General features: G+C 59.2%; 16 protein-coding genes. 5 read left to right on the top strand and 11 right to left on the bottom strand.

What is annotated here, in order from left to right:
* Positions 1-10: 10 nt before the first annotated feature.
* The gene (locus VL547_RS01090) at positions 11-1,585 is read right to left on the bottom strand and encodes a chloride channel protein (protein WP_325574252.1); all 1,575 of its coding nucleotides are present in this window, start codon (positions 1,583-1,585) and stop codon (positions 11-13) included.
* Between the two features lie 75 nt (positions 1,586-1,660).
* Here VL547_RS01090 and VL547_RS01085 point away from each other — a divergent pair, with 75 nt between their 5' ends.
* Positions 1,661-2,329, top strand: coding sequence for a Crp/Fnr family transcriptional regulator (locus tag VL547_RS01085; RefSeq protein WP_325574249.1), 669 nt, complete (start codon positions 1,661-1,663; stop codon positions 2,327-2,329).
* Here VL547_RS01085 and VL547_RS01080 read toward each other — a convergent pair.
* Positions 2,316-4,688 carry a glycoside hydrolase family 2 TIM barrel-domain containing protein gene (locus VL547_RS01080; RefSeq protein WP_325574247.1) on the bottom strand — a complete coding sequence of 791 codons (2,373 nt, stop codon included), beginning with the start codon at positions 4,686-4,688 and terminating at the stop codon, positions 2,316-2,318. The genes VL547_RS01085 and VL547_RS01080 overlap by 14 nt on opposite strands.
* 391 nt (positions 4,689-5,079) lie before the next feature.
* Here VL547_RS01080 and VL547_RS01075 point away from each other — a divergent pair, with 391 nt between their 5' ends.
* From VL547_RS01075 to VL547_RS01065, 3 genes are all read left to right on the top strand, one after another.
* Positions 5,080-8,172, top strand: a complete 3,093-nt coding sequence (locus VL547_RS01075) for a SusC/RagA family TonB-linked outer membrane protein (protein WP_325574245.1) — start codon at positions 5,080-5,082, stop codon at positions 8,170-8,172.
* A 16-nt stretch (positions 8,173-8,188) separates the two neighbouring features.
* Positions 8,189-9,799, top strand: a complete 1,611-nt coding sequence (locus VL547_RS01070; RefSeq protein ID WP_325574243.1) for a RagB/SusD family nutrient uptake outer membrane protein — start codon at positions 8,189-8,191, stop codon at positions 9,797-9,799.
* Positions 9,800-10,146: 347 nt separating this feature from the next.
* Positions 10,147-10,773 carry an NUDIX hydrolase gene (locus VL547_RS01065; protein ID WP_325574241.1) on the top strand — a complete coding sequence of 209 codons (627 nt, stop codon included), beginning with the start codon at positions 10,147-10,149 and terminating at the stop codon, positions 10,771-10,773.
* Here the strand turns inward: VL547_RS01065 and mgrA are convergent.
* The 8 genes from mgrA to VL547_RS01025 form a co-directional block, all read right to left on the bottom strand.
* Positions 10,770-11,765 carry an L-glyceraldehyde 3-phosphate reductase gene (gene mgrA, locus VL547_RS01060; RefSeq protein WP_325574239.1) on the bottom strand — a complete coding sequence of 332 codons (996 nt, stop codon included), beginning with the start codon at positions 11,763-11,765 and terminating at the stop codon, positions 10,770-10,772. The genes VL547_RS01065 and mgrA overlap by 4 nt on opposite strands.
* A gap of 2 nt (positions 11,766-11,767) precedes the next feature.
* Entirely contained in the window at positions 11,768-12,853 is a 1,086-nt protein-coding gene (locus VL547_RS01055) for a glycoside hydrolase family 18 protein (protein ID WP_325574237.1), read from the bottom strand.
* 109 nt (positions 12,854-12,962) lie between these two features.
* A complete protein-coding gene (locus VL547_RS01050; RefSeq protein WP_325574235.1) occupies positions 12,963-15,416 on the bottom strand; it encodes an ATP-binding protein in 2,454 nt (817 codons plus the stop codon).
* Positions 15,417-15,506: 90 nt separating this feature from the next.
* Positions 15,507-16,859, bottom strand: coding sequence for a TolC family protein (locus VL547_RS01045; RefSeq protein ID WP_325574234.1), 1,353 nt, complete (start codon positions 16,857-16,859; stop codon positions 15,507-15,509).
* Entirely contained in the window at positions 16,856-17,971 is a 1,116-nt protein-coding gene (locus VL547_RS01040) for an efflux RND transporter periplasmic adaptor subunit (RefSeq protein WP_325574231.1), read from the bottom strand. The genes VL547_RS01045 and VL547_RS01040 overlap by 4 nt, the downstream gene beginning before the upstream one ends.
* Before the next feature lie 3 nt (positions 17,972-17,974).
* On the bottom strand, positions 17,975-21,247 hold the full coding sequence (locus tag VL547_RS01035; protein WP_325574229.1) for an efflux RND transporter permease subunit: 3,273 nt from the start codon (positions 21,245-21,247) through the stop codon (positions 17,975-17,977).
* Between the two features lie 93 nt (positions 21,248-21,340).
* Positions 21,341-21,919, bottom strand: coding sequence for a TetR/AcrR family transcriptional regulator (locus VL547_RS01030; protein ID WP_325574227.1), 579 nt, complete (start codon positions 21,917-21,919; stop codon positions 21,341-21,343).
* 77 nt (positions 21,920-21,996) lie between these two features.
* Positions 21,997-22,857 (bottom strand): aldo/keto reductase, encoded by an 861-nt coding sequence (locus tag VL547_RS01025; protein ID WP_325574225.1) that lies wholly within the window; start codon positions 22,855-22,857, stop codon positions 21,997-21,999.
* A 119-nt stretch (positions 22,858-22,976) separates the two neighbouring features.
* Here VL547_RS01025 and VL547_RS01020 point away from each other — a divergent pair, with 119 nt between their 5' ends.
* Positions 22,977-24,020 carry a nucleoid-associated protein gene (locus tag VL547_RS01020; RefSeq protein WP_325574223.1) on the top strand — a complete coding sequence of 348 codons (1,044 nt, stop codon included), beginning with the start codon at positions 22,977-22,979 and terminating at the stop codon, positions 24,018-24,020.
* Positions 24,021-24,311: 291 nt separating this feature from the next.
* Here the strand turns inward: VL547_RS01020 and VL547_RS24090 are convergent.
* Positions 24,312-24,482 (bottom strand): DUF4251 domain-containing protein (locus tag VL547_RS24090; RefSeq protein ID WP_414648326.1); only part of this gene is annotated, 171 nt, incomplete at its 5' end.

The following is a 24,482-nucleotide window of genomic DNA, read 5'->3' as shown; positions in this document are numbered from 1 at the left end:
TCGGCGGTGGTTATTTCCACCTGTCCCCCAAAATACGCGCCAAGCCGCGGCGGGTTTCGACCATCAGCCGTCGTGTCGCCAGGGGCGAATGATAGGTCTCGTCCCTGTCCCTTTGACTGGCATAGTAGTGCAGCAGGTCGCCCGCGGTCAGCGTGCCGATCTGCCGCTCGTCCGCCGAGCTGTCGAGTACCCGGAGCGCGGACGCTCCCGTGTTGCCTAGCAACTTGGCCGCGTCCGCCGCCGTGGCGGTTCCGTAGATCGCGGGTCCCTGGACCGGTGACGCCGGTCCACAAATGGCGCGCACCAGGACGCCCTGCAGGCGGTCTGGCTCGTAAGACTCCGGCGCTACCACACCCCGGCGCAGGATTTTTTCGGTCATGATGCTGCCCTTCATAAAGAAAAAGGAAACGAAATAGGCCGCGGTGCAGGCGCCTAACAGGGGAAGCAACCCGTGCATCTGTCCCGTCGTTTCGAGGGAAAATACGATCGCCGTCAGGAGCGCCCGCGAAGCCCCGGCAAAAAGGGCGGCCATACCGATCAGGGTGAAGGTCGGCAGATCGAGCCCCAGCTGCGGGAACCAACGGATGAGGTATACGCCCATGAGCAGCCCCAGTGCGCCCCCGATCGTGAACAGGGGCGCCAGCGTACCGCCGGAGGTGCCGGAACCGAGCGCGATCACCCAGGACAGGTATTTGAGGAAACACAACCCCAGGATCAACAATAAGGGGACATTCCCGGTCAGCAGCCGGCGGATGTTGTCATACCCCACCCCCATCGTATAGGGGGCGAAATAGCCGATCAACCCCACGGCGACGGCGCCGATGGCCGGCCACCACATCCAGTGTACGGGCAATTTTTCAAACCCGTCCTCCATCGCGTACACGGACCACGTCACCGCGGTGGCGATCAGGCCGATGATGACGCCGGCCCCGGTATAGATCGCCAGCGCCGACGGGGACGGCAGGGGTATGGCCGGCATCTGGAAAACCGGGACTTGTCCGAAAAGCAGGATATGCATCGCGTCGCCCGTCACACACCCGATGGCGACCGGGATGATCGAGCGAGCCGAGAACTCGAACAACAACAGCTCGATGGCCAGCAGGACCGCCGCCAGCGGGCTGCCGAAAATGGCAGCCATACCGGCGCAGGCGCCCGCCGCCAGGAGGACCTTGCGTTCCTCCGCGGAAATATGCGCCACCTGTCCCGTTACCGAGCCAAAAGCGCCGCCCGTGGCGATGATGGGGCCTTCCGCCCCAAAGGGACCGCCGGTCCCGATCGAAATCGCGGCCGATATGGGTTTTAAGAAAATAATGGGCCAGGGTATCTTACTGTCCTCCAGGATGATTTTCTCCATGGCCTCCGGAATGCCGTGACCCCGGATGGCCGTGGAACCCCAACGCGCCATGACCCCCACGATCAGACCGCCGATGACGGGCACCGCCACGACCCACCAGCCGAGGTGGGGCGGAAAAGCCAGTTTTGTGATCGATTCGATCAGCCAAACGAGGGCCTTTGCTACAAAACCGATCAGGATCGCGTTGACAAAGGCCTGGGTGCTAAGTAAGAATATCCTTCTATGCTTCATTTTTCAAAATTATTGCATAAACTGTGTTTTACCGTCATTTTTTACGAAATTTGTCATTAAAATATGATATAGGCAATGTTATGTGACCTCCAAAGATGTTTCCTTTGTACCCACTGCCAACCCGAATGGAAAGAGCTCATTGCCTTACGTAAACAAACCCAGTCCTTTAAAAAAGGACAGGCCATATTTTCCGAAGGAGACCCTGTGGAAGGCATTTATTTTATGTATGCAGGCGCGGTAAAGGTTCACCACCGCTGGGGCGCGGACAAGGAGCTCATCCTCCACTTCGCCCTGCCCGGTGACGTGCTGGGGTATCGGGGCCGGGACGGGGAAACATACCCCGTCTCTGCCACGGCCCTGGAACCCACGGTCGCCTGTTTTATACCCATGGCTTTCCTGGAGGCGAGCTTCCAGTCGAATTCCAGGTTCCTGTACCGGATGATGCAGCTGTATGCGGACGCGCTCCAACAGGCCGAACGCCGGATGCGCCACCTGGCGCTGACGGAGGTCCGCGGCCGGACGGCCGACGCGCTTTTTGCCATTCGGGACGCCTTTGGCGTGAACGCCGGTGGTTTTATCGCGCTGGCGATCACCCGCCAGGACATCGCCAGTTATGCGGGCACCACTTACGAGACGGTGTTTAAGCTGTTCACCGAATGGGCAGCCCAGGGATGGATCGAGACCTCCGGGAAGTTCATCCGCATCCTGAACGAAACCGGGCTGCGGGCGTTTATTCCACGGTGACCCCGATCGTCTTTGCCACGAGGCCTTCGGCGATGGCGGTGAGCTGTATCGTCCCCGCGCTTTTGCCCGTTGTCCCCGCGTTCGCCCCCGACTTCAGGATGACCAGGCACCGACCCTCCCAGCAATGGCGTTGCGGCTCCGTATAACTTTCGGTGGACGTGGGGTCTCCGTTGCCGACGCCCGCTATCGAGCCGGGGCCTTCCATCTTGAAGTGTATCAGGTTGGCGGCGGTGGGAACGCGGCGTCCCTGAGCATCCACGACCTCCACCGTGACATAGCTCAGGTCTTCGTGTCCTTTCAGGTGCGTCCGGTCGGCCCTGAGCCGGATCGCGACGGGCGTGCCGGTGGTTTCGAGTACCGCGCTTTTTGAGGTCGCACCGTTACGGTACCCGACGACCTTGAGCGTACCCCTCGCGTACGGCACGGTCCAGGTCGCGACGCATTTGTCCACCGGTTTTTTGCCCTGCGATACACCATTCAGGAACAACTCGGCCTCGGGGCAGGTCGAATACACGTCGACCTTAAGGGGCTTGCCTTCCTGACCGGGCCAGTTCCAGCTGGAGACCACGTCGAACCAGTTCCACATGCTCCAATCGGCTTTTTTCGGGTTCACCGGAAACGAAGGCGATGGCGGCTCCACAAAGACCGAAATGTTCTCGCCGTTGTGCCAAAGGGCGTCGCGGAAATAGGAGGCTGGACGTTTCCACCCGCATATATCGATGTCTCCGCACCAGGCGAGGTTCCAGGGATAGAAGTTTTTGTCCTGCGGGTAACCCCGCCAGCCGATGCTGGCTTCGCCGATATAATCCCAGGCGGTCCAGACGAAGTCACCGACGACATAGGGGTGGTCTTGCACCGCTTTCCAATATTTGCAGGCCTCCAGCGGAAAGGATTCGGTGGCCAGCATCACGCGATCGGGGTGACGCCCGTGGTCTTCTTCGTACCAGTTCGACCAGGAAATGCCATAATTATAACCGGCTACGTCGAGCGCGTCGATAAAACGCTCGCGTTGTACCGAGGGCCCGTTGACCGCGGCAATGACGCCGCGGGTGGAATCGAGCCCGTGCACGAAGGTGGCGAGCTCGTGCGCTTTTTGCTGCACCCGGGCGCTGTCCATATTGGGGATCTCGTTCCCGATGCTCCACAGGATGATCGAGGGATGGTTGCGGTCGCGGTCGATCATGCTCCTCAGATCGCTCCGCCAGTTGGCGTCGAAGTACAGATGGTAGTCCTGGGGGTTCTTTCCGTCGTCCCAGCAGTCGAAAGCCTCGTCGATCACCAGCAACCCCAGCCGGTCGCAGGCGTCGAGGAAGGCCGGGGCCGGCGGGTTGTGCGAGCACCGGATGGCGTTGTAGCCGCTGGCCAGCAACAGCTGCACCCGCCGCTCCTCCGCCCGGTCGTAGGATTTGCTCCCCAGCGGGCCGTGGTCGTCGTGGAAGCAGCCGCCTTTTAGCTTTATGGATTCGCCGTTGAGGCGGAAGCCGTGCGTGGCATCAAAGCTTATTGTACGGATTCCGAATATGATAGTCTTATTATCGATGCGCTTGCCGTCCTGGAGCAACTCGGTCACGGCTTTGTAGAGCGCGGGGCGCCGGGTCGACCACAGTATGGGGTGCGCCACCGACAGCCGCTGTTCGGTCGCGGCCGGCACCGCCGAAGACGCGACATTCGTTTCCTGCCTGGCAACGACCTTGCCATCCGGGTCCAGCAGCGTGGTGCGCAGGACGACCAGTGAGGCCTCACCCTCCACGCTCGTTTGCACGCGCACTTTCGCCGCGCCGCCGGCCATGTCCGTTCGGATGGACACTCCCCATGGCGCTACGTGGACATAGGGCGCGCCCTCCAACCACACATGCCGGTAAATCCCCGAACCGGGATACCAGCGGCTGGTCGCGCCTTCGTTCCGCACCCGCACCGCCAGGACGTTGGTCCCCGACCGGAGCGCCCGGGTTATATCATATTGAAAGGAAGTGTACCCGTAGGGATGGTTTCCGAGATGTACCCCATTCAGCCAGACGTCCGCGTCCATATAGACCCCGTCAAAACGGAGCGACCAATCCGCCGAAGCCGGCGCCTGGAAGGTCTTCCGGTACCACCCCGTGCCGCCGGTGGTAAATCCCTGCGAGACCCCGTTCACCACGTCGGGGCTAAAGGGTGAATGCGTCCCCGGCAGGTCTTCTATGCTCCAGTCGTGCGGGAGGTCGACGCTTCTCCAGCCGGCGTCCGCCAGGTCGGGTCTTTCCCCCCCGGCCACGTCCCCACGATGGAACTTCCACCCCTCGTCGAACAACACCAGCTTACGTTGGGCGAATATCGGGCAACCGGACAGCAGCAGCAGGCAGCAAACAATCGTACGCATCGATCAATTTTTATTGTCTAATATACACTTATTAACAAAAGCGGGGAAATGCACCCTTTACTACTAGATAATTTTGCTTTTTTATTACCGTTTATGTAATTTCATTTTCGAGTTCCACCCCATCATAGATAGCCTGAAAACAGTTGTCCCAACGGGACGCGCCGCTTCTTTGCCGACACCTTTGCAAGGAAGAAGAGAGACCCTTTTTTCCCCAACATGAGCCCGATTGCTTCTTTTTAGTACGTCGCCCCGCGCGCTTCGATGCCGTGTCGGGGAGGGCACTTCTTTTCGCGCGCTATCGACGCCCCGCGGAGAACACACTTCTCCACAGGCGTACACCGGCGCCCGGAGGGGAGCAGGATAAGCATTAGTCCTAACTAAATATAATGACATGAGAAACTTGCTTAAGCCAAAGCTTCTGCTGCTGGCGGGTCTTTTATTGGCCATACCCGCCTGGGCGCAAACCAGGATCAGCGGGCATGTTATAGACCCCTCCGGCCAGCCGATCCCCAACGCCACGATCCGGGAAAGAGGAACCCGGCACGGCACTTCCGCCAACGAACAAGGTTATTTCACGATGACCGTCACGTCGTCAAAACCCGTACTGATTATTTCAGCGGTCGGCTATGTTACCATGGAAGAATCGGTCAGGGGGCGCCCGGAGCTCAACCTCCAGCTAGATCTGGATTCCCACACGATGACGGACGTGGTCGTGACCGGCGTCGGGGTGGCCACGAGTAAAAAGAAGGTCGCCATCGACGTGGCCACCGTGTCTTCCCAGGATTTTGCCAAAAGCGCCACCACGGACGTGGGGCAGGCGTTGATCGGCCAGGTCGCGGGGGCGCAGATCACCCAGCAGTCCGGTTCGCCGAACTCCGGTGTGAACATCATACTCCGTGGCATCAACACCATCAACAACGGCACCGGCCCGATCATCCTGCTTGACGGGATCAAGGTGGACGACATCAACGGCATCGACCCCGCCACTGTCGACCGCGTCGAAGTGGTCAAAGGCGCCGCCGCGGGCATGCTCTACGGTTCCGAAGGCGCGAACGGCGCCATCCAGATCTTTACCAAGCGCGGGGCGCGGAACAACCGTATGGCCATCACCGTCAGCTCGAAACTCAGCCTCGACAACGTACTGACGGGGAAACGGCCGTTGAACGCGGGTTTCCACCACTACGTCACCGACAACCAGGGATATGTTCTGGACGCCAACGGCAACCGCCTGACGCACGACGCGGTGGGTTACTGGCCCGATCCGGTGGAAGAAGACTACAACAGCGACCCGACGGTCACCAACGACAAGCCATTTGTCGGGCTGCCTCTCTACAACCACCTCAAACAAGCCTACCAGCAAGCCAGCACCTACACGAATTCGGTAAACATCATGGGTGGCGGCGACAAGACCGACTACAGCTTCACCGCCTCCCGTATGGACCAGCAAAGTATTTTCGGCAACAAATACAACCGCACCAACGTCACGGTCAACCTCGGTATGCAGCTCGCCAAGGGTCTTACCTTCCGGACGAACACCCAGGGCGTCTATGGATACGACGACCTGCTCGGCGGCAACCGGTTCGGGCTGATCAATACGTATCCGTGGATCGACTTCACCTGGCGCGACTCCATCGGGAACCTGGTGCTCAAACCCAAAAACGAAAACCAGCTCAACTCCCTGTCCGAACGGCAGTGGCACCAGCACTTCAACAAGACCTACCGCCTGATCCAGGACATCGACCTGAACTATAAGTTCTGGCGCTTCCTGGAAATCGATTATAAGGTAGGCGTCGACTTCAACATCGCCGATGCATACGACTACTACCTCAACCAGGACAACACCCTCCAGTCGGACCTGTTCTGGGGGCCCAGCCGCGAAGGCTCCGTGACCGACCAGTATACCCTCTGGACCAAGGTCAATTCGCTGGCGACCGCATACTGGCGGATGGATTTCGACAAGGACTTCCACCTCCACGTGCCCCTGAAGTCGACCACGCAATTCGCGTATGACTACTGGTCGAACAACGAGCGGTATTATTATGGAGAAGGTACCAGTCTCCCGCCCTTTCAGCCGGCCAACATCAACCTGGCGACAAACAAGACATCCGGCGACTATAGTTATGCGACGACCTCTTATGGTATCCTCCTGAACGAAACCCTGGACTACGCGAACCTGTTCGGGGTGTCGGGCGGTTTCCGGTCCGACTATTCCTCGGTGTTCGGGGACGCGCACACACCGTTTACCTTCCCGCGGGGGACCGTCTATTTCCGGCCGTCCGAGCTGATGCACAGCATGGAGCTGCCGGACTGGAAGCTGCGCGCGGCCTATGGCTCGGCGGGCACCCCTCCGGCGGGCGCCTACGACCGGCAGGTCACCCTGAATACCGCGACGCTGGGCGGCGGAGTTTCGCTGACGTTGCCGACAAACGCCTCCAACCCCAACCTCCGGGTACAAAAAACATACGAGCTGGAAGTCGGCACCGATCTAACGGTTACGCCCAGCCGCGGCCCCTGGCTGGGCAGCCTCACCTTTTCGGGCAGCTACTGGCACCACAAGAGCCAGGACGTGATCCAGATCGCGCAGGTGGCGCCGTCCTCGGGTTACGGGGGGACGGATGACAACCTCGTAGACCTATCGTCAAAAGGAGTGGACCTGTCCCTGGACGTTTTTGTCGCCAACCTCAGGAATTTCACCTGGAACCTAGGGGTGCGTTTTGGCAAGGCCACCACGACCCTGGACAAAGTATCCAACGGCAAGGACGTGATCTCCGGCGAGTTCATCAGCCGCCAGGGCCAGGAGCTCGGCACCTTTTATGGACAGGAGCCGCTGCACAGCATCGGCCAGCTGGAGGCGGACGGGAAGACGCCCTATATCGACCCGTCCCAGGCCGGCAGCTATACGCTGGTGAACGGGAACGTCGTCAATACCACCAGCTACCAGGGTATGGTGACGAACGCCGCCGACCTCAAGATCATGGGGCACGCACTTCCGAAATACACCGCTTCGCTGATCAACCGTTTTACAGTGCTACGGAACTTCGCCGTATCTGTCCAGTTCGACATGGTGCACGGCAACAGCATCTATAATATAACCCGTCAGTGGCTATACCGCGACCGTTTGTCAAAGGACTTCGACGGGCCTGTGACCATCGCCGGCAAAACCGGGGCTTTCGTCGCCTACTACAACAGCTACTACAATAGTACGAGCCCGATCTCCTGGTTTATCGAAGACGGTTCCTTTATCCGGCTGCGCGACCTCTCCCTGACGTATAACCTGGATTCGCGCTGGCTGGGGCATACCCATGTCATCCGCTCCCTGGCCCTGACGGTGGGCGGCCGGAATTTGCTGACGTTTACCAAATACCACGGCCTGGACCCGGAAAACACCGGGAGCGATGGCAATAACAATTTCAACATCGGCGTGGACGACTTTGGTATCCCCAACATGAGGTCCTACCAGTTCGGTCTGACGGCCGGTTTCTAACCCCAAATTATCTACGATGAAAAGACTATCCATATTACTGTTGTCCATAATTATGGCGACCGGCTGCCAGAAAAAGGTCCTGCAGCTGAACAACCCGAACAACCCCACCCCGGCTTCGCTGACCAGTGAATCGGGCATCCTGGACTTCGCCCTGGGCATCTACGAGAAGTCCAATACCAGCGATGGGAACATCTGGGTGATCATGATGACCATGCACTCGATCGTCGGGGACGAGATCTGGTCTCCCTGGGGCAACTGGGGCTGGCGCTGGGCCGAACAGTGTTATACGGTCACCCTCCCCAACGGGACGGTGGTCCAGAACCCCATCGGGCCTACCCAAAAGGACCAGCTGCAAAGCACCAATACCCGCCAGGCGGGAGAATTGAACGTGTTCATGTATGAATGGGAGTTGAGCTATTACGAGATCGGCCAGTGCAACCTGCTGCTCCAGGCCCTGGACAACCCGGCCCTGACCATGAGCGGCGATACCGCTACCAAAAAAGGCGCCCTGCGGGCGTGGGCGTATTGGTGGAAGGGCTACTTCTACTCGAGGGTCGGATCGTTGTACGTGGCCGGCGTCATCAATGACGCCACCGACGGCACGACGTCCGATGGATATGTCTCCAATACCGATATACTGGCGGAAGCCGACAAGAACTTCAACGCCTGTCTGTCCGTGCTGGGGACGCTCTCCAACACGGCGGACTACCAGACAGTATTGGAAGCGGTCATCCCGGATTTCTGCGACAACACCAACATCATCGATCCACAGATGTGGGCGCGGCATATCTATTCCATGCAGGCGCGCAACTACCTGGTCAACCACAAGGTGAAGTCCATGACGGCCACCGACTGGAACGCCGTGCTGGCACTGGCCCAAAAGGGGTTGCAGGCGGACGACTATTCTTTCGAGTACGGCCAGCGGCAAGACGGGACCAACGACCTGTCCGGGGGATTTTACCACCCCTATGACCTGATCGGCGACAACGTGGGTTTCACCTATGTCAGCGAACGCCTGATCCAGGACTTTCAGCCGGGCGACCAGCGCTTTACCAGGAATTTCGCCCAGTTCGATCCCGCCGACGTCCAGGTCAATGTGCGTAACCGGGGACTCCAGTTCGGGACGCGGTACTATGCGGTGACCATCGAAAACGGGGGCAGTTTTGCCACCACCAACAACCTGGGCGAGGTACCGGTTTCGTGTACCCCGGAAGAAAATGAGCTGATGATCGCGGAGTCCCTGATGTATACCGGTGACATCGACGGCGGGCTGACCGCACTCGATAACGTGAGGAACGCCGAGGGCGCCGGTCTGCCGGCCACCGCGCACACCGGCCTGACGCTGGACCCGGCGGTCGCCCAGCTCCACAGCGAACGGCGGGTGGGGTTGTTTATGCGGGGGGTGGCCTTTTACGATATGCGTCGCTGGAGCGTCAACGAACCCGTGGCCTCGGGCGGCGGCCGGAAGAACGCCGTGGTAGTAGTTCCGGGTACCTATCTGGGAACCACTTCTTTCCAGGCGCTCCCCTGTACCATGGACTACCAATACCTCGATTATTGGGACGTCCCCGCGGAAGAATTGGACTTCAATGCCCCCAGCTCTACGTCGGTGCCAATCAAGAATTAGTCAACCTAGATAATTTTGTTTTTTAACACCGCTTTATGTAATTTCATTTTACGTATTGAAGTAGACATGAGAAAATGCTGTGTAGTCTGGGTTCTCCGGGCGTACCGACCATTTCCTCCGCATATTGACCAAAAAAAATTGAACCTTGCAATGGTATGGATGTATCATTGTAGTGTTTCTATCTCTTGAAGAGCGCCTAAAGTTCGCCTAACATTCTTACACCATATTTAAGTCGGTTTTTTTCTATTTTTTAATCTCTGATGTACGAGGCCGCCATTCCTGGTGGCCTCCTTGCATTGTGTAGGGTCCTTTGGCGCCCTTTGGGCTCGCGGCCGTATCTTCGCGGCATGCACACCCCCACCTTGTTAGACCACGCCAAGCGTATCCAGGCCCTCGCACAGATCGGACTTACGTACTCGCCCAACCCTTACGACATCGAACGCTACGAGGAGCTCCATGAGATCGCGCTGGAGCTGATGGCGATGGCCACCGGGGAAACCAAACAAAAGCTCGGGACATACTTCCTGGGAGAAAAGGAATACGTAACGCCCAAGGTGGACGTGCGCGGCGTCGTTTTTGACAAAGAAGGACGCATCCTCCTGGTGCGGGAACGGGCCGACGGACTGTGGTCCCTGCCGGGAGGATGGGCGGACGTGGGGTATACGCCCACGGAAGTCGCGCAGAAAGAAGTGAAGGAGGAAACGGGGCTCGACACCACACCGGGGCGGCTGCTGGCGGTGCTGGATAAGAAGATGCACGCGCACCCTCCGGCGCTGGACTATACGTACAAGTTATTTATCGAGTGTCTGCCAGTGGCGGATGGAACTTTGAAGACATCGCACGATATACTTGGCGCGGGGTTCTTCGCGGCGGACGAATTGCCGGACCTGTCCGTCGAGCGCGTGACCGGGGAACAGATCCGGCTGATGTTCGAATACCGGGAGCATCCGGAAAAAGCGCCGGCGCTGGATTAGGCGCGACTCAGGATTTTATCGATCGTCGCCAGCTCCTCCCCATCGAACGTCACATTCTCCAAACACTTCAGTGAATCGAGCAGCTGCTCGGGCTTGCTGGCGCCCACCAGCACCGAGGTGACGCGGGGGTCCCTGAGGATCCAGGACAGCGCCATCTGGGCCAGCGTCTGACCGCGGGCGCCGGCGAGCGTGTTGAGGTCGCGGACGGCGGCGAGCTTCTGGTCGGTGAGCTGGTGCTCCTTGAGGAAGCCGTGGGGCTTGGCGACCCTGGAATCGGCGGGGATACCGCCCAGGTATTTGTCGGTGAGCAGCCCCTGCGCCAGCGGGCTGAAGGGGATACAACCGACGCCTTCCTTACCGAGCAAGTCCAGCAGGCCGTCCTCTACCCAGCGCTCCATCATGGAGTATTTCGGCTGGTGGATGAGACAGGGGGTGCCGAGCGAACGCAATATCGTAAAGGCGCGCGCGGCTTCGGGAGGCCTGTAGTTAGACAGACCGATATAGAGGGCCTTTCCCTGGCGGACGATGTGATCCAGCGCGCCCATGGTCTCTTCCAGCGGCGTCTCCGGGTCGGGTCGATGATGATAAAAGATATCTACATAGTCCAGACCCATGCGCCGGAGGCTCTGGTCCAGGCTGGCGACGAGGTACTTGCGCGAGCCCCAGTCGCCGTAGGGGCCGTCCCACATGGTATAACCGGCCTTGGTGGAGACAATCATCTCGTCCCGGTAGCCGCGGAAATCGTCGCGCAGGATCTTACCGAAATTTTCCTCCGCGGAACCGGGAGGCGGCCCATAGTTGTTGGCCAGGTCAAAGTGGGTAATCCCGCTGTCGAAGGCGGTGTGCAGGATGCGCCTGGAGTTTTCAAGGACGTCTACATGGCCGAAATTGTGCCACAGTCCCAGCGAAACGGCGGGCAGGCGTAGCCCGCTTTTGCCGCAGCGGCGGTAGGACATATGGCTGTACCGGCCGGATGGGGGTAGGTAATGCATATTCAGTGATGGTCTTCGTTGTAAAGGGTCTCGAGGAGGCCGCCCTCGAACGCGTCTTCGGCCAGCTCCCAGAACATCAGGCCGCCCAGCCCGTGGTCGATCGCGTACCGTGTTTTCAACCGGACGGAGGCGGCGTCGTCAAAGGTGACGAACCAGCGCCGCGAGGGGCTGTACGCAAAGGGCGCCTGGGCCGTGGGGTCCCAGTGGTATACAAATCCGCTGTCGGGTGACAGGAGGGCGGGTATGTTGCGGTAGCTGATGCCCGAACGGAAATGACCGGGGCGGAAAAGACCGTTGGAAACGCTGTCCACGTTATCGAAGATGCGACCATAAAATGCCAGGCCGATCGCGATCTTCGAAGGCGGCACGCCCAACGAATCGAGCATCCGGACCGCGTTGTCGATGGATTCGATGTGGCCCGGGCTGGAGTACAGCGGCGTATGGTGACCCGTCACCGTGTCGTAGCCGTTGACGAGGTCGTAGGTCATCAGGTTGATGCGGTCCACGAAGGGCGTCACCTTTTTCCAGTCGATGCTCTGCCGGATGTAATGGGTAAAGCCGCCGGCGGCAAAACTGATCTCGTAGCGGGGCCCCAGCTTCCGGCGCAACCGGCGCACCAGGTCGGTGAAGTTGTCACGGTCGGCGTCGGCATAGGGATAGCCGGGTACGTTGGCCAGGGCGGGGTATTCCCAGTCGAGGTCGATGCCGTCGCAGTGAAAGTCCTCCAGCGTTTTCTTAGTGGTCTGTACAAACTTCTTACGCGCCTTTTTGGACATGAATACCGGCGAACAGGTCCGGCAGCCGCCCCAACCGCCCAGGCTGAGGATCACCTTCATGGACGGGTTGCGCGCCTTGAGCGCCACGAGATGGCGGATGCGCAGGGTATCGTTTGCGTTCATCACCGCCAGCGAGTCGGTCCGCAAATGCACAAACGAGAAAATGACGTGGGAAACCTGTTCGATACGAAAGCTGTCCACCATGGTGGCACGTCCGGAGTAATAGGCGATGATGGGGAGCGCGCGCGCGGTTTGCGCGTCCGCCGCGGCGGCGCACAACAACATACAGGCGGCGAGACAGAGTGAGCGCATACTGCGACAAGATACGGAATTTCCGCGGGCGCAAGCCGGGCGGAGCGACTCATAAAGCGATGCGCGGTGCGGGAGCGGGTGATGCGGCGCGGAAGCGGGCGGCGGCGCACTAATTCTCCTGCGCCAGGCACTTCAGGATGGCGCGCAGCAGCTGATCCGGGTGAAACGGCTTTGTCACGACCTCGTCGATGTAAAAATTGTACAACGCCTTGTGCTCCTCTTTGGCGACGCTGGCGGTGAGGGCGATGATCGGCAGCGTGAGACCCATTTCCCGGATGCGCATGGTGGCGGAATAGCCGTCCATGACGGGCATGTGCATGTCCATGAGGATAAGGCGGTGGACCAGGGGGTTGAGCTTTTCCAGGGCCTCTTTACCGTTGCCCGCGTGTTCGACCTGGGCGCCCCAGCGATGCAGGACCTTTGTCGTCACCAGGACATTGAGGGGGTTGTCCTCGACCAGCAGGATGCAGACGTCGGCCAGCGGCGCGCCGTCGTCGCCCGACGTGCCGTTGGAGGAAAGCTCCGTCGGGCCGGTCAGCTGCGCGTGCACCGCCGCGGGCGGCACCGAGGTTTCGCCCGGGTGCGGCCGTTGGGTCCTGACCGGCGCCGCGGCCGTTGCTTCGGCCGTCACTACGGGGAAAGTGAGCGAAAAATAAAAGGTGGACCCCTTTCCCAATTCGCTCTTCAGGTGGAGCTCGCTGCCGCGCATCCGGAGCAGTTTCTGCGAGATCGTCAGCCCCAACCCGGTGCCCCCGTAGCTGCGGGATGTCGAGGAATCGGCCTGGGCGAATTCATCAAAGACCTGGCGCTGTTTGTCCACGGAGATGCCGATGCCGGTATCCTCCACCGAAAAAAGCACCCGGAGCGAGCCGGATTCCCGGGTCTCCGCCTTGACGCGGAACCAGACCGAACCGCGGTTGGTAAATTTGATGGCGTTGTGGACGAGGTTGTTGATGACCTGGCAAAGACGGGTGGGGTCGCCCGTGACGGTTTCGGTAAGGCCCGGGTCCACGTCCAGGTGGAGCGCGATGTTCTTTTCCTTGGCGAACGACTGGAACCCGGCGACGATGTTGGCGGCCAGGTCGCGGAGGTCGATGGGGATGGATTCGAATTCGATCTTGCCCGCTTCTATCTTATGGTAGTCGAGGATGTCGTTGACGATGGAGAGGAGGTTGTTGGCTGAGAACAACAGCACTTCCAGCTGCTCTTTTTGGTCGGGCCTGGTTTCGTTCATCAGCAGCAGGTGCGTCATCCCGATCACCGAATTGAGGGGCGTTCGGATTTCGTGGGACATGGAGGACAGGAACTCCGACTTGGCGCGGGCGCCCTGTTCCGCCTGGACCTTGGCGGTCTTGAGGTCGTGCGAAAAACGGAAGGACAGGATGAGCGATTGCAGGAAAAAGAACGCGATGTACCCGATCGCCTGCACCCCTTGCGTGCGGCCGACCCAACCCAGGTATTCCAGGTTCAGGACCGTGAACGTCACCATCAGCACCCCCATGCTCAGCAAGGCATAGACGGAACCGATCCGTCTGCGCCGGGCCGCCATGATGTATACGTACACGGTATACGCGATATAGGCGAACATCACGATCAGGAAAGGGTTGATCAGACGCGTGAAGACGGAGGGCGGCGTGATGACCGACAGCACGGCAAAAGTGAGACAGAACCACTCCATCGCGTTGATCGCTTTGTGGTTCACGTCCTCCGGATACAACCGGCGCACGTATTCCACCAGGAAGGTGATGCTCAGGAAGAGCGTCAGGTATTCCAGGTGGATCGTCAGGAACCAGCTGAGCCTGGGGAAGACCGTATGCAGCGCATAAAAGGAAGCGCCCACCAGCCTATAGCTATAGGTTACACAAAACAGGGAAAAGAAAAGGATCGCCTTGTCGTGCCGGCCGAACAGGTAAAGACCCAGGAAAAACAACCCGCCCATGAACAAACAGCCGCACAACAGGAAGTCGACCGCCATGTTGCGGTTGCGTTGCAAAAAGAGCGCGCTTCTCTTGCCGATCCGCATTTGTTTGTAGGGACCGCCTTTCGAGTGCCAGAAATTGGCGATCTGGAGCGTCAGCCGGAGGGTGTCAAGCCCATCGGGCATGTCGACGGTCTGATTGACCCAGTGCGGCACCGCCCGTTCTGCCGTGGTATCCGGCGAACCACTGTTACACAAGGGCTGACCATTGAGGAAGAGCCGGAAACTGGTATAGCAGTCCGGCACATCCATCGCCAGGTTGCTCGTCGGTTTGTCCAGCAATACCGTAAGCGTATAGGTGGCGTAACCCTTGGAGGGAAGATCGAGCTTGTTCCAGAGACGGGGAAATTCCACGTAGGCCGGCCGGCCCTGGGGCGTAAGGGACAACTGGCGCCAGTACAACGCCCAGGCGCCATCGAGCGTCAGCGGTTGTTCCGCCAGGTTTACGCCTCTCAGGTCCAACACTCCATTAACGGCAACCGGCGCCTCTCTCCCCGACCCAGCCAGGGCCGCGGCAGCGAAAAGCGCCATCCAGATGGTCAGCAAAAGCTTGTGGCAAGTAGAACCCGAGAGACGTCCCATCATATAGACCGAAACCTCCGGGCACGAGGTATCCGGAGGTTTCGCAATATACCGTTATTTGGGGCGCGTAATAGTTACCTGTTAGTTATTGGTTTATTTTAATTCGTGTCCCGTATAAAAGTCGATCACCCGCTTCTGGAGCATGATCGACAGCGACGCCTGGACCGCCGTCTGCTTGGCCTGGAGCAGAACTAATTGCGCGTTGGACAGGTCGATGAAATCCGACACGCCTTGTTGATAGCGCCCGGTGAGGTTGTCAAAAGCAGCCTGGGCCGCGACCAAACCCTTGGCCGCCGTGGCCACCTGCTGTATGGCCGTCGTGTAGTCGCCGTATGCCTGGCGGACCTGGGAAACGATGGCTACCTGGTTGTCCTGGAGGTCTATCCGGGTGTTGTCCGCCTGGATACGGGCCGCCTGAACGTTCGATTTCGTGTAGTACTTGTCGAAGATATTCCAGGTGGCGTTGATCCCGAAAACCCCGTTAATCTGCTTGTACAGCTGGTTGTAGAAGGGCGACTGGCTGGCCGGCATCGCGTCGGCGTGGTTGACATAGAGGGTATTAAAATACGCGCCCGCGTCATACAAACCGGCCCCGAAGCTGACCCGGGGCAGGTAACCGCCCTTGTAGCGTTTGATCTCCCAGTCCGCCGCCTCCGTATTTATACGGAGGGCTTCCTGGTCTACGCGGTCGGTCAAGGCCTTCTGGACAAGCGTGGACTCGTTCCCGTACGAATCCGCCCGGGGGTCGTCGTCGATGGGCATATCCGCGAATTCATATTTCTCCAGGGAATCCAGCCGCAGTTTTTTGAGCAGGAGGATCTTGTCGCTGCGCAACTGGTTCCGGGCGTTGATCAGCGTCAGCTGGTCGCGGCTCGTTTGCGCCTGTTGCTGGTAGAGGTCGGTTTTGGCGCGCTGACCGACGTCGGTCAGGGCGGTGAGCTGGTCTTCGCGCCCCTTCGAAATCCGGAGGTTATCGCTGTCCAGGTCCACAAACTTACGGTCGAGGATGACCTGCAAATAGGACTGGGTAATGTCCTGGGCTATCTCCTCCTTGGCCCACTCCAGGCTCAGCTCGGCGCTCTGGTGCCCCAGCTTGGCCGCCTTCCAGGCGGAGAGGTTGGTATACCCGCTGAAGATGTTGATGCTGCTGGTGAGCTGGTAGTCAAACGCACTCCGGTTGGTCCTGACCAGCTCCGGGCCGACCGTGCTGTAGAAATTGTTCCCTACGCTGTAGTTATAACCTGCCCCGGCGGTGAGGTCGGGCAGAAAAAGTTGTCCGTACGATTCGAGCACCTGTGTAGCCGACAGGGCCACGGCGTTGTTGCCCTGCAGGACGGGCGTGGACCGGGTTACGCCGATCTCGACGCAGTCCTGTAAACTGAGTGTGGTGACCTGTGCGCGGGCTACGCCGCTCAAGGCCAACGCCATTATAAGAATCCTCCTCATTGCGCTATCCTTACTTTTTGTCCATTGTTATACCCTGCCCCGACGTTGACGCCGATGACGTCACCGTTCTGAATCCCATCGAGGATGGTGGCGTGCACGCCATCGTTGTCGCCGACCTTCACCGGCTTGTACACCAGGGTGCTGTCGGGCTGGATCACGGGGACGGTCGTCATTTTGTCCTTTATCACCAGGGCTTCCGAAGGCACCTGCGGGTGACCGTTGCTGGCCGTGGGCATCTTCAGGAGCACGTTCACATAGCTCCCGGGGATGATGATGTCGTCCTGGTTGGACAAGTCGACCTCGACCAGCTCCATCCGCGTCTTGGGGTCGAGCTCACCGGAAATCCGGGTGATCGACGCCTTGATATTGACGTCGGGCCGTTCGGTGAGCGTGATGCGCACCGGATACCCTTCCTTCAGATAGGTCGCCACGGCCTGCTCCACGTAGACATAGACGCGGATACGGCCGAGTTCGGAGACGGTAACGACCGGCTGGGCGCTGGTTTGGGAATTGGTGGCGTTCTGCACCAGGGCGCCGGGGTCGGCATAACGCGCCGTGACGGTCCCGGAGAACGGCGCGGTGATATTCTTATAGTCCTGTTGTTGTTTGAGCGACTCAACCTGGGCCGTGGCGACGCGGACGTCGGTCTCCACCTGCTCCTTGTCCTGGGGGGCGATGTATTCCTTTTGGAGGAGCTGCTCGTCCCGGGCCAGGATCTTCTTTTTATTCTCGAGGTCGGCCACTGCCGCCAGGTACGCCTGGTCGGTCTCGGGCGAAACGATGGTGGCCATGAGCTGCCCCTGGCGGACCTTGTCGCCCTTGTCGACGAAGATCTTGTCCATGTACCCGCTGGTCTTCGCGTACAGGGTGACGCTTTGGAAGGGCCGGGCTTCCCCGATCAGGGACAGGTCCTGCCCGGAGGCGGCGTCACCGACCTTGACGGCCTTGACGATGGGTCCGGCCTTTACCCCGGCCAGGCGGCTCTTGGTCTCGTCCGCGTAGGTCTTGTTCTGCCGGGCCATGAGCAACAGGATGCTGATCACCGCCGCCGCGGCCAGTAAGCCTCCGCCGATCCAAATGCGCAGGCTCGATTTTGTGGAGGTTTGACTCATAACTTATAGGTTTTCGTTTTTAGAAGTATACATATCCATATCCGCGATCTCCGCCTGGAAGTCGGCGTCCATGCTGTGGCGGTTGGGCGGCGCTTTGCGGAGCACCGAGTAGATCACCGGGACGATAAACAAGGTCACGATCGTGGCGACCAGCAACCCGCCGATCACCGCCCGGCCCAGGGGGGCGTTTTGTTCCCCGCCCGCGCCCGTACCCAGGGACATCGGGATCATCCCCAGGATCATCGCGATGGCGGTCATCAGCACCGGGCGGAGCCGGGTCCGGCCCGCTTCCAGGGCCGCTTCCAGCGGACCCAGGTTCTTCTGGATGCGGACTTCGTTGGCAAAGCTGACCATCAGGATGGAGTTGGACACCGCGATCCCCACCGCCACGATCGAGCCCATGAGGGACACGACGTTGATAGTGGTATGCGTGATCGTGAGCATCCAGAGGATACCCAGGAAGGCGCCCGGTACCGCAAACAGGATGATAAAGGGGTCCAGCCAGGACTGGAAGAGCACCACCATCAGGAGGTACACCAGGACGATCGACAGGATCAGCCCCAGCCCGAGCGTGCTAAAGGAGTTGTGCATCACTTCGGGCTGCCCCCTCACGACGATGTGTACACCCGTCGGCAGCTTGCCCAGGGCGGCGATCTTTTGGTCGATGGCATTGGAGACCGTACCGAGGTCGCTCCCCTCCACGTTGGCGGTGATGTCCATCACCCGTTGCACCGTATAGTGGCTGATGAGGTTGTATTGGTTCTCCATGCTGACCGTGGCCAAGTTGCGGAGGGTTTGGGCCGGCGCCGTCGGGAGGTCGGTAGGTGTAATGCCGGCTGTCTGGGCGATGGGTGCGTTCCCATTGGTGATGGGCGTATTGAGCAACCCGCCCATATTGTCGAACATCTGGTAGGGCACCTTTACCGCTACCACATAGTTAACGCTGTTGGTGGGGTTGATGTAATAAGAGGGGTCGACCAGCGAACTGCTCGACAGCGCGACCAGCATGTTGTTGGCGACGTCCCGTTGCGTAAGTCCCAGTTCACCCGCGCGAACGCGGTCCACATTGAGCCGGAAGGTAGGATAGTCGAGGATCTGTTTAATCGTGACGTCCTCCGCCCCGGGAATGGTCCGGAGCGAATCCTGGAGCCGGCGGGCTATCGCGAAGGATTGGTCATAATTGCTGTTTTGTATCTGGATGTCGATGGGGGCGGATAACCCGAAGTTCAACACCTGGGTGACGATGTCGGCGGACTGGAAATACGCCGTACAACCCGGGAAGTTGTCCGCCAGGTCCTTGCGGATGCGCTGCTGGTAGTCGGCGGTTTTCGTTTTGTGGTCGGGCTTGAGCGCGATCAGTATCTCCGCGTCCATACTGCTGGTATTGTCCGTCTGTACGAAGGCGAGGTTGTAAAAGGTCGGCACGCCGAGCATGTCATTCACCGTCTGGAGCTCGGAGGGCGGGATGATGTGTTGGATACGCGCCTCGGCCGAGTCGACCAGGCGTTCCGTCTCCTCGATGCGGCTACCCACCGGCGCCCGGAAGTGCAGTTTCATCATCCCCGCATCAGTGGACGGGAAGAAGTCGGTACCCACTACTTTTAGCAAAAGCAAAGAGACGCCCAGGATCACAACTGCCACGCTAAGGACTACCGCTCTATGGTTCAGGAACATCGACAATACTCGTCCATAGGCGTCTCTAAAACGGTCAAAACCCTTATCCCGGGCGTGGTTGAAGCGGTAGGACCAGCGCGCAAAGGCGCTCGCTTCGTCCGGCAACGGCTGGCCGTGCGCGAGCATGCCCGACATGAGCATCCGCGCCAGCACCGGAACCAGCGTACGGGAAAGGATATAGGAAGCCATCATCGACACGACGACGGAGATGGCCATGGGTATAAAGAGGTATTGGGAGGGCCCCGTCAACAGGACCACCGGGAAGAAAACGATACAGATCGCCAAGGTCGCCATCAGGGCGGGGACCGCGATCTCCTGCGCCCCCGTGAGGATGGCGATGGTCAGCGGACGCCCCAGGTTCCGGTTGCGCTCGATGTTCTCCACTTCCACCGTGGCGTCGTCCACGAGCATCCCCACCGCCAGCGACAGACCGCCCAGCGTCATGATGTTGAGCGTATTCCCGGTCAGCTTCAGGTAGATAATGGCCACCAGGATCGACAATGGGATGGAGGTACAGACGATGATGATGCTCCGCCAGTTCCCGAGGAAGAATAGGATCATCAGCGATACCAGGATGGCCGCCGTGACGGCCTCGTGAAGGACGCTTTCGATGGCGGCCGATACGAAGACCGACTGGTCGAAGTCGACGTTCAGCTCGAGCCCGTTAGGCGCGGCTTCCTGGATCTGCGGGATCAGCTTCTTAGCGGCCTCCACCACCATCAGCGTGGAGGCGTCGGCCTTTTTCAGGATCGTCAGGTAGGCCGCGCGTTTCCGGTCGACCCGCACCACGTTGACCTGGTCCGCAAAACCGTCATACACGTGCGACACCTCACCCATGCGCACCACTTCCCCGTTGACGGTTTTGACCGGCATGTCATTGAACTGGCTGACAAGGTCCGGGCTGGAGTTCATCATGATGTTGTATTCCCGGGTCCCCATACGGGCCGTACCTGCGGGCAGGATGATGTTCGAGGTCTGGAGGCTGTTGACCACGTCCATCGTCGACAACCCCTTGGCGTTGGCCGCCTTTGGATCCACGTCCACGACGATTTCGCGGGTCTTACCGCCAAAGGGCGCCGGCGTCGCCAGCCCCGGTACCGTAAACAGCCGGATACGGATAAAGTTCAGCGCGTAGTCGTATATCTTGTCCTCCGACAGGGTTTTCGACTTCATGGTGATCTGCGCGACGGGCAGGTTGGACGCGTTGAACTGGAGGATCGTCGGCGGCGTCATACCCGGCGGCATCAACCGCAGCGACGTGGATGCCGTCGCCGACATCTGCGCGATCGCGGCGCCGATATCGGCGCCCTTCTGGAAATAGATCCGGAGGATAGCCGTACCGGGCTGCGAAACCGACTCGATCCGTTCCACGCCATTCACGGAAGTGGAAATGCCGCGCTCGGCGATAAAGGTCACGCGCTTTTCCAGGTCGGAAGCCGACAGGCCCGGGTAGTTCCATACCTCGGTTACCACCGGGATGTCGATCACCGGGAAGATGTCCACGTTCATGGACTTGATGGACAGGATGCCCATGATCAGGATGAGGAAGGCCATTACCGCTACGGAATAGGGCCTCCTAAGTGCCAATCTTACGATCCACATAATTCTTGAATTACCATTAAATAGGTTGGTTGGCCGGGAGCAGTCCGGGCAAAGCCGGCTGTCTACGACCTGACAGACAATCGCGGAGTGAGACTAAGCTTTGGTATGGCAGCGCAACAGTTCCATGACGGCGTTGCGGGCGTTTTCCATCGGTTGAAGATTCCTATATACCTGGCATTGCAGCGTGCCCCCGTCAAAGAGGAGGAATACCGTGTTTGCCACATCGTTTTTTCTGCCGTCGGGGATAAAATCGAGCTGCCCTACCAAATCCTGGAAATACAACCTCTGCTCTTCCTTGTTAGCTACGGCCTGTTTGTTGAGCTTCGTGCCCTGCTGGGGCAGCTCGGTCAATATCCTCGTGTAACTGCAACCGGCGTAATCACTCTGCTCCAACCACAAACACCGGTACTCGAATACGCGGATCAGCTTCTCCCTGGCATCCTTTCCTTCGTTCACATACCCATCCCTGCCCGCACGCCATTTTTCCGACCGGGTCCGCAGATAGGCGACACCCAGGTCTTCCTTGGAGGGAAAATGATAGTAGAGACTCGCCTTGGCCACCCCAGCTTCTTCGATGATCTGATTAATGCCTGTCTGGTTGTATCCCTGGCTGAGGAAGAGCCGCGTGGCGGTCGAGATGATTGTCTCCCGGACCGATGTATCCGCTTGCATGGTGCAAAGTTACGAGGTATTCAGACAAGTCTGTCTACCATTCATCCCTTTTTTTCGCCCCGGGGCGGCCGGCGGGCCTACTGGATACTCGCGCGGCCGATCGCGTCCAACCGCTCAATGTGCTCGGTACTCAGGTGTACCTGGGTGGAGGCGTAGTTCTCCTCCAGGTGGCCGACACTGGAAGTACCAGGAATCAGGAGAATGTTCGAGGAGTGGTGGTAGAGCCACGCCAGGGCGACCTGGTGGGCGGTGGCGCCGGCCTTCTTACCAATGTCTTCCAATACGTGCATGGCATCCATGTTATTGGCGTTCAGCGGGAACCAGGGGATGAAGGCGATACCCTCCTTCCGGGTATAGTCGAGGACCGACTCCCAGCGGCGGTAGTCGACGCTGTATTTATTCTGTACGGAGGCCACGTCTATGTGTTTGCGCACCTTTTCGATCTCGGCGACGCTAACCTCGGACAAACCGATGTGTTTGATCTTGCCTTCCTTCTGCGCGTTCTTCAGGAACTCGAGGGTATCCTCCAGGCGGACCTTGGGGTCGATGCGGTGGAGCTGATAGAGGTCGATCTGTTTTTGGTGCAACCGTTGCCGGCTGCCCTCCAGGGCTTCGTGAAGGTGCGCGGGACTCGCATCGGGCGCCCACTGGTCGGGGCCGGCGCGGAGCAGACCGCCTTTGGTGGCGATCACCAACCCATCCGCGTAGGGATGCAGGGCCTCATAGATCAGCTCCTCCGACACGTTCGGGCCATAGCTGTCGGCCGTGTCGATAAAGTCGATGCCCAGCTCCACCGCCCGTTTCAGGACCCGGAGCGACTCGGCCTTGTCTTTGGGGGGCCCCCAGATACCCTTGCCGGTGATGCGCATTGCGCCGAATCCCATACGGTTGACCTTCAGGTCGCCACCTATCGTGTAGGTTGCAGAAATGGTGCTCATGGCGCAAAGGTATAAATCCCGCCCGGCGGCCGGCTTGCCCGAATCAACCCAAAAGTTACAAAAATCAAACAGTCGCCCATCCCCGCGACGGCCGGGACGTTTACCTTACATTTGCCGCCATGACCGGTATAGAAGACGTCCACCTTTCGGAGGTGGCGGTACACAAAATTGGCAACCCCACCCGGGGCGAATCCCTCCAGCTCTCGCCTAACGCTTTAACGCTCAATGACCCCATCGTCCGGGGCCTGCTGATAAAGTATTTCCTCTCGCCCTTCAACGACCAGGAATGCTATCACTTCACCCACCTGAGCGACGTAAACCTCAACGAAATATATCAATACGTCGGCGGGATATTCAAGGACCGCGACAGCCTCCTGGCCAAGTCCCACCTCATCGCTCAGTTCCTGTATGGGAAGTCGACCCACGTCAAGGTAAAGGAGGGGGAATTGTACGTGGCCCGCTTTGAGAACGTTCCCTTCAACGGCCAGGAGGTGTCCGCGGTCGGTATCTTCAAATCCGAAACCAAGGAGACCTTTTTAAAGGTGTTCCCCCATGGCAAAAGCTGGGAGGTCATCCACGAAGAGGGCATCGACATCCGGAAACTGGACAAGGGTTGCCTGATCTTCAACACCGACGCAGACCAGGGCTACAAGGTCTGTCTCGTCGATACGGGCGCCAAACAGGACACGCAGTACTGGGTACGCGACTTCCTCCAGGTACAGCCGTACGCGGACAGTTACCACCATACCAACCACTACCTCGACCTTTGTAAGGATTTTATAAAAAACGAATACCCCGAAAAGTTCGAGGTCGCAAAATCCGACCAGATCGATCTTATGGGGCGCTCAATGAACTACTTCAAGTCGAATGACACATTCACCGAAGCCGAGTTCGCCGAGGAGGTGTTGTTCCACCCCGAGGTCCGGGAATCGTTCATGGAATACAAAAAGCACTACGAGGACTCGCGCCAGTACGAATTCGGCGATGGCTTCGACATCCACGGGGCCGCGGTGCAACGCCAGCAAAAGGTGTTCAAAAGCGTCCTGAAGCTCGACAAGAACTTCCACGTGTATATCCACGGCCGCCGGGACCTGATCGAAAAGGGATACGACGAGATGACAGGGAAGAAATACTACAAGCTCTTCTACGACGAGGAAGCCTGAGCGCCCTGCGCAAGAATCAGGGCAGGCCGGAGGGCGTGGCCCTTCATCGTCCGTACGCGCCGGGCGTCGGGAACGTCCGCGAACTTCCCGTTCCCGGAAAACGCCACGTGCAACAACCAGAAATAAACGAGAATAGGAATAGGGTTCGCCTTTGGAACGTCGTGTGAGACCTAAGCCCCAACTAACACTTTTTCCCAGGGAATTTATGTTAGAGAACCGGGGCAAGGAACCCATAACTAGGATAAATCGAGGGCGACAACCCTGTTCTTTTCGTCTAACAATGCCGATGGATCAAGGGCGAGCTTTTCGCCGTTTCACGATTTCCCCGCTGTACGAGATCGCCTGCCGGTTCACCGACGTCACGCGGAGGCTGGCGTAGCCCGCGCTCGAGACGCTCAGGTTGATCTGGTTGACGTCCCGGTTGTCCTTGGGCTTGATGGTGATTTCCCAGCCGCCCTTTTT

It is taken from the genome of Dinghuibacter sp., assembly GCF_035492835.1.
Lineage (GTDB): Bacteria > Bacteroidota > Bacteroidia > Chitinophagales > Chitinophagaceae > Dinghuibacter.
This window is presented reverse-complemented; position numbering and strand designations above follow the sequence as displayed.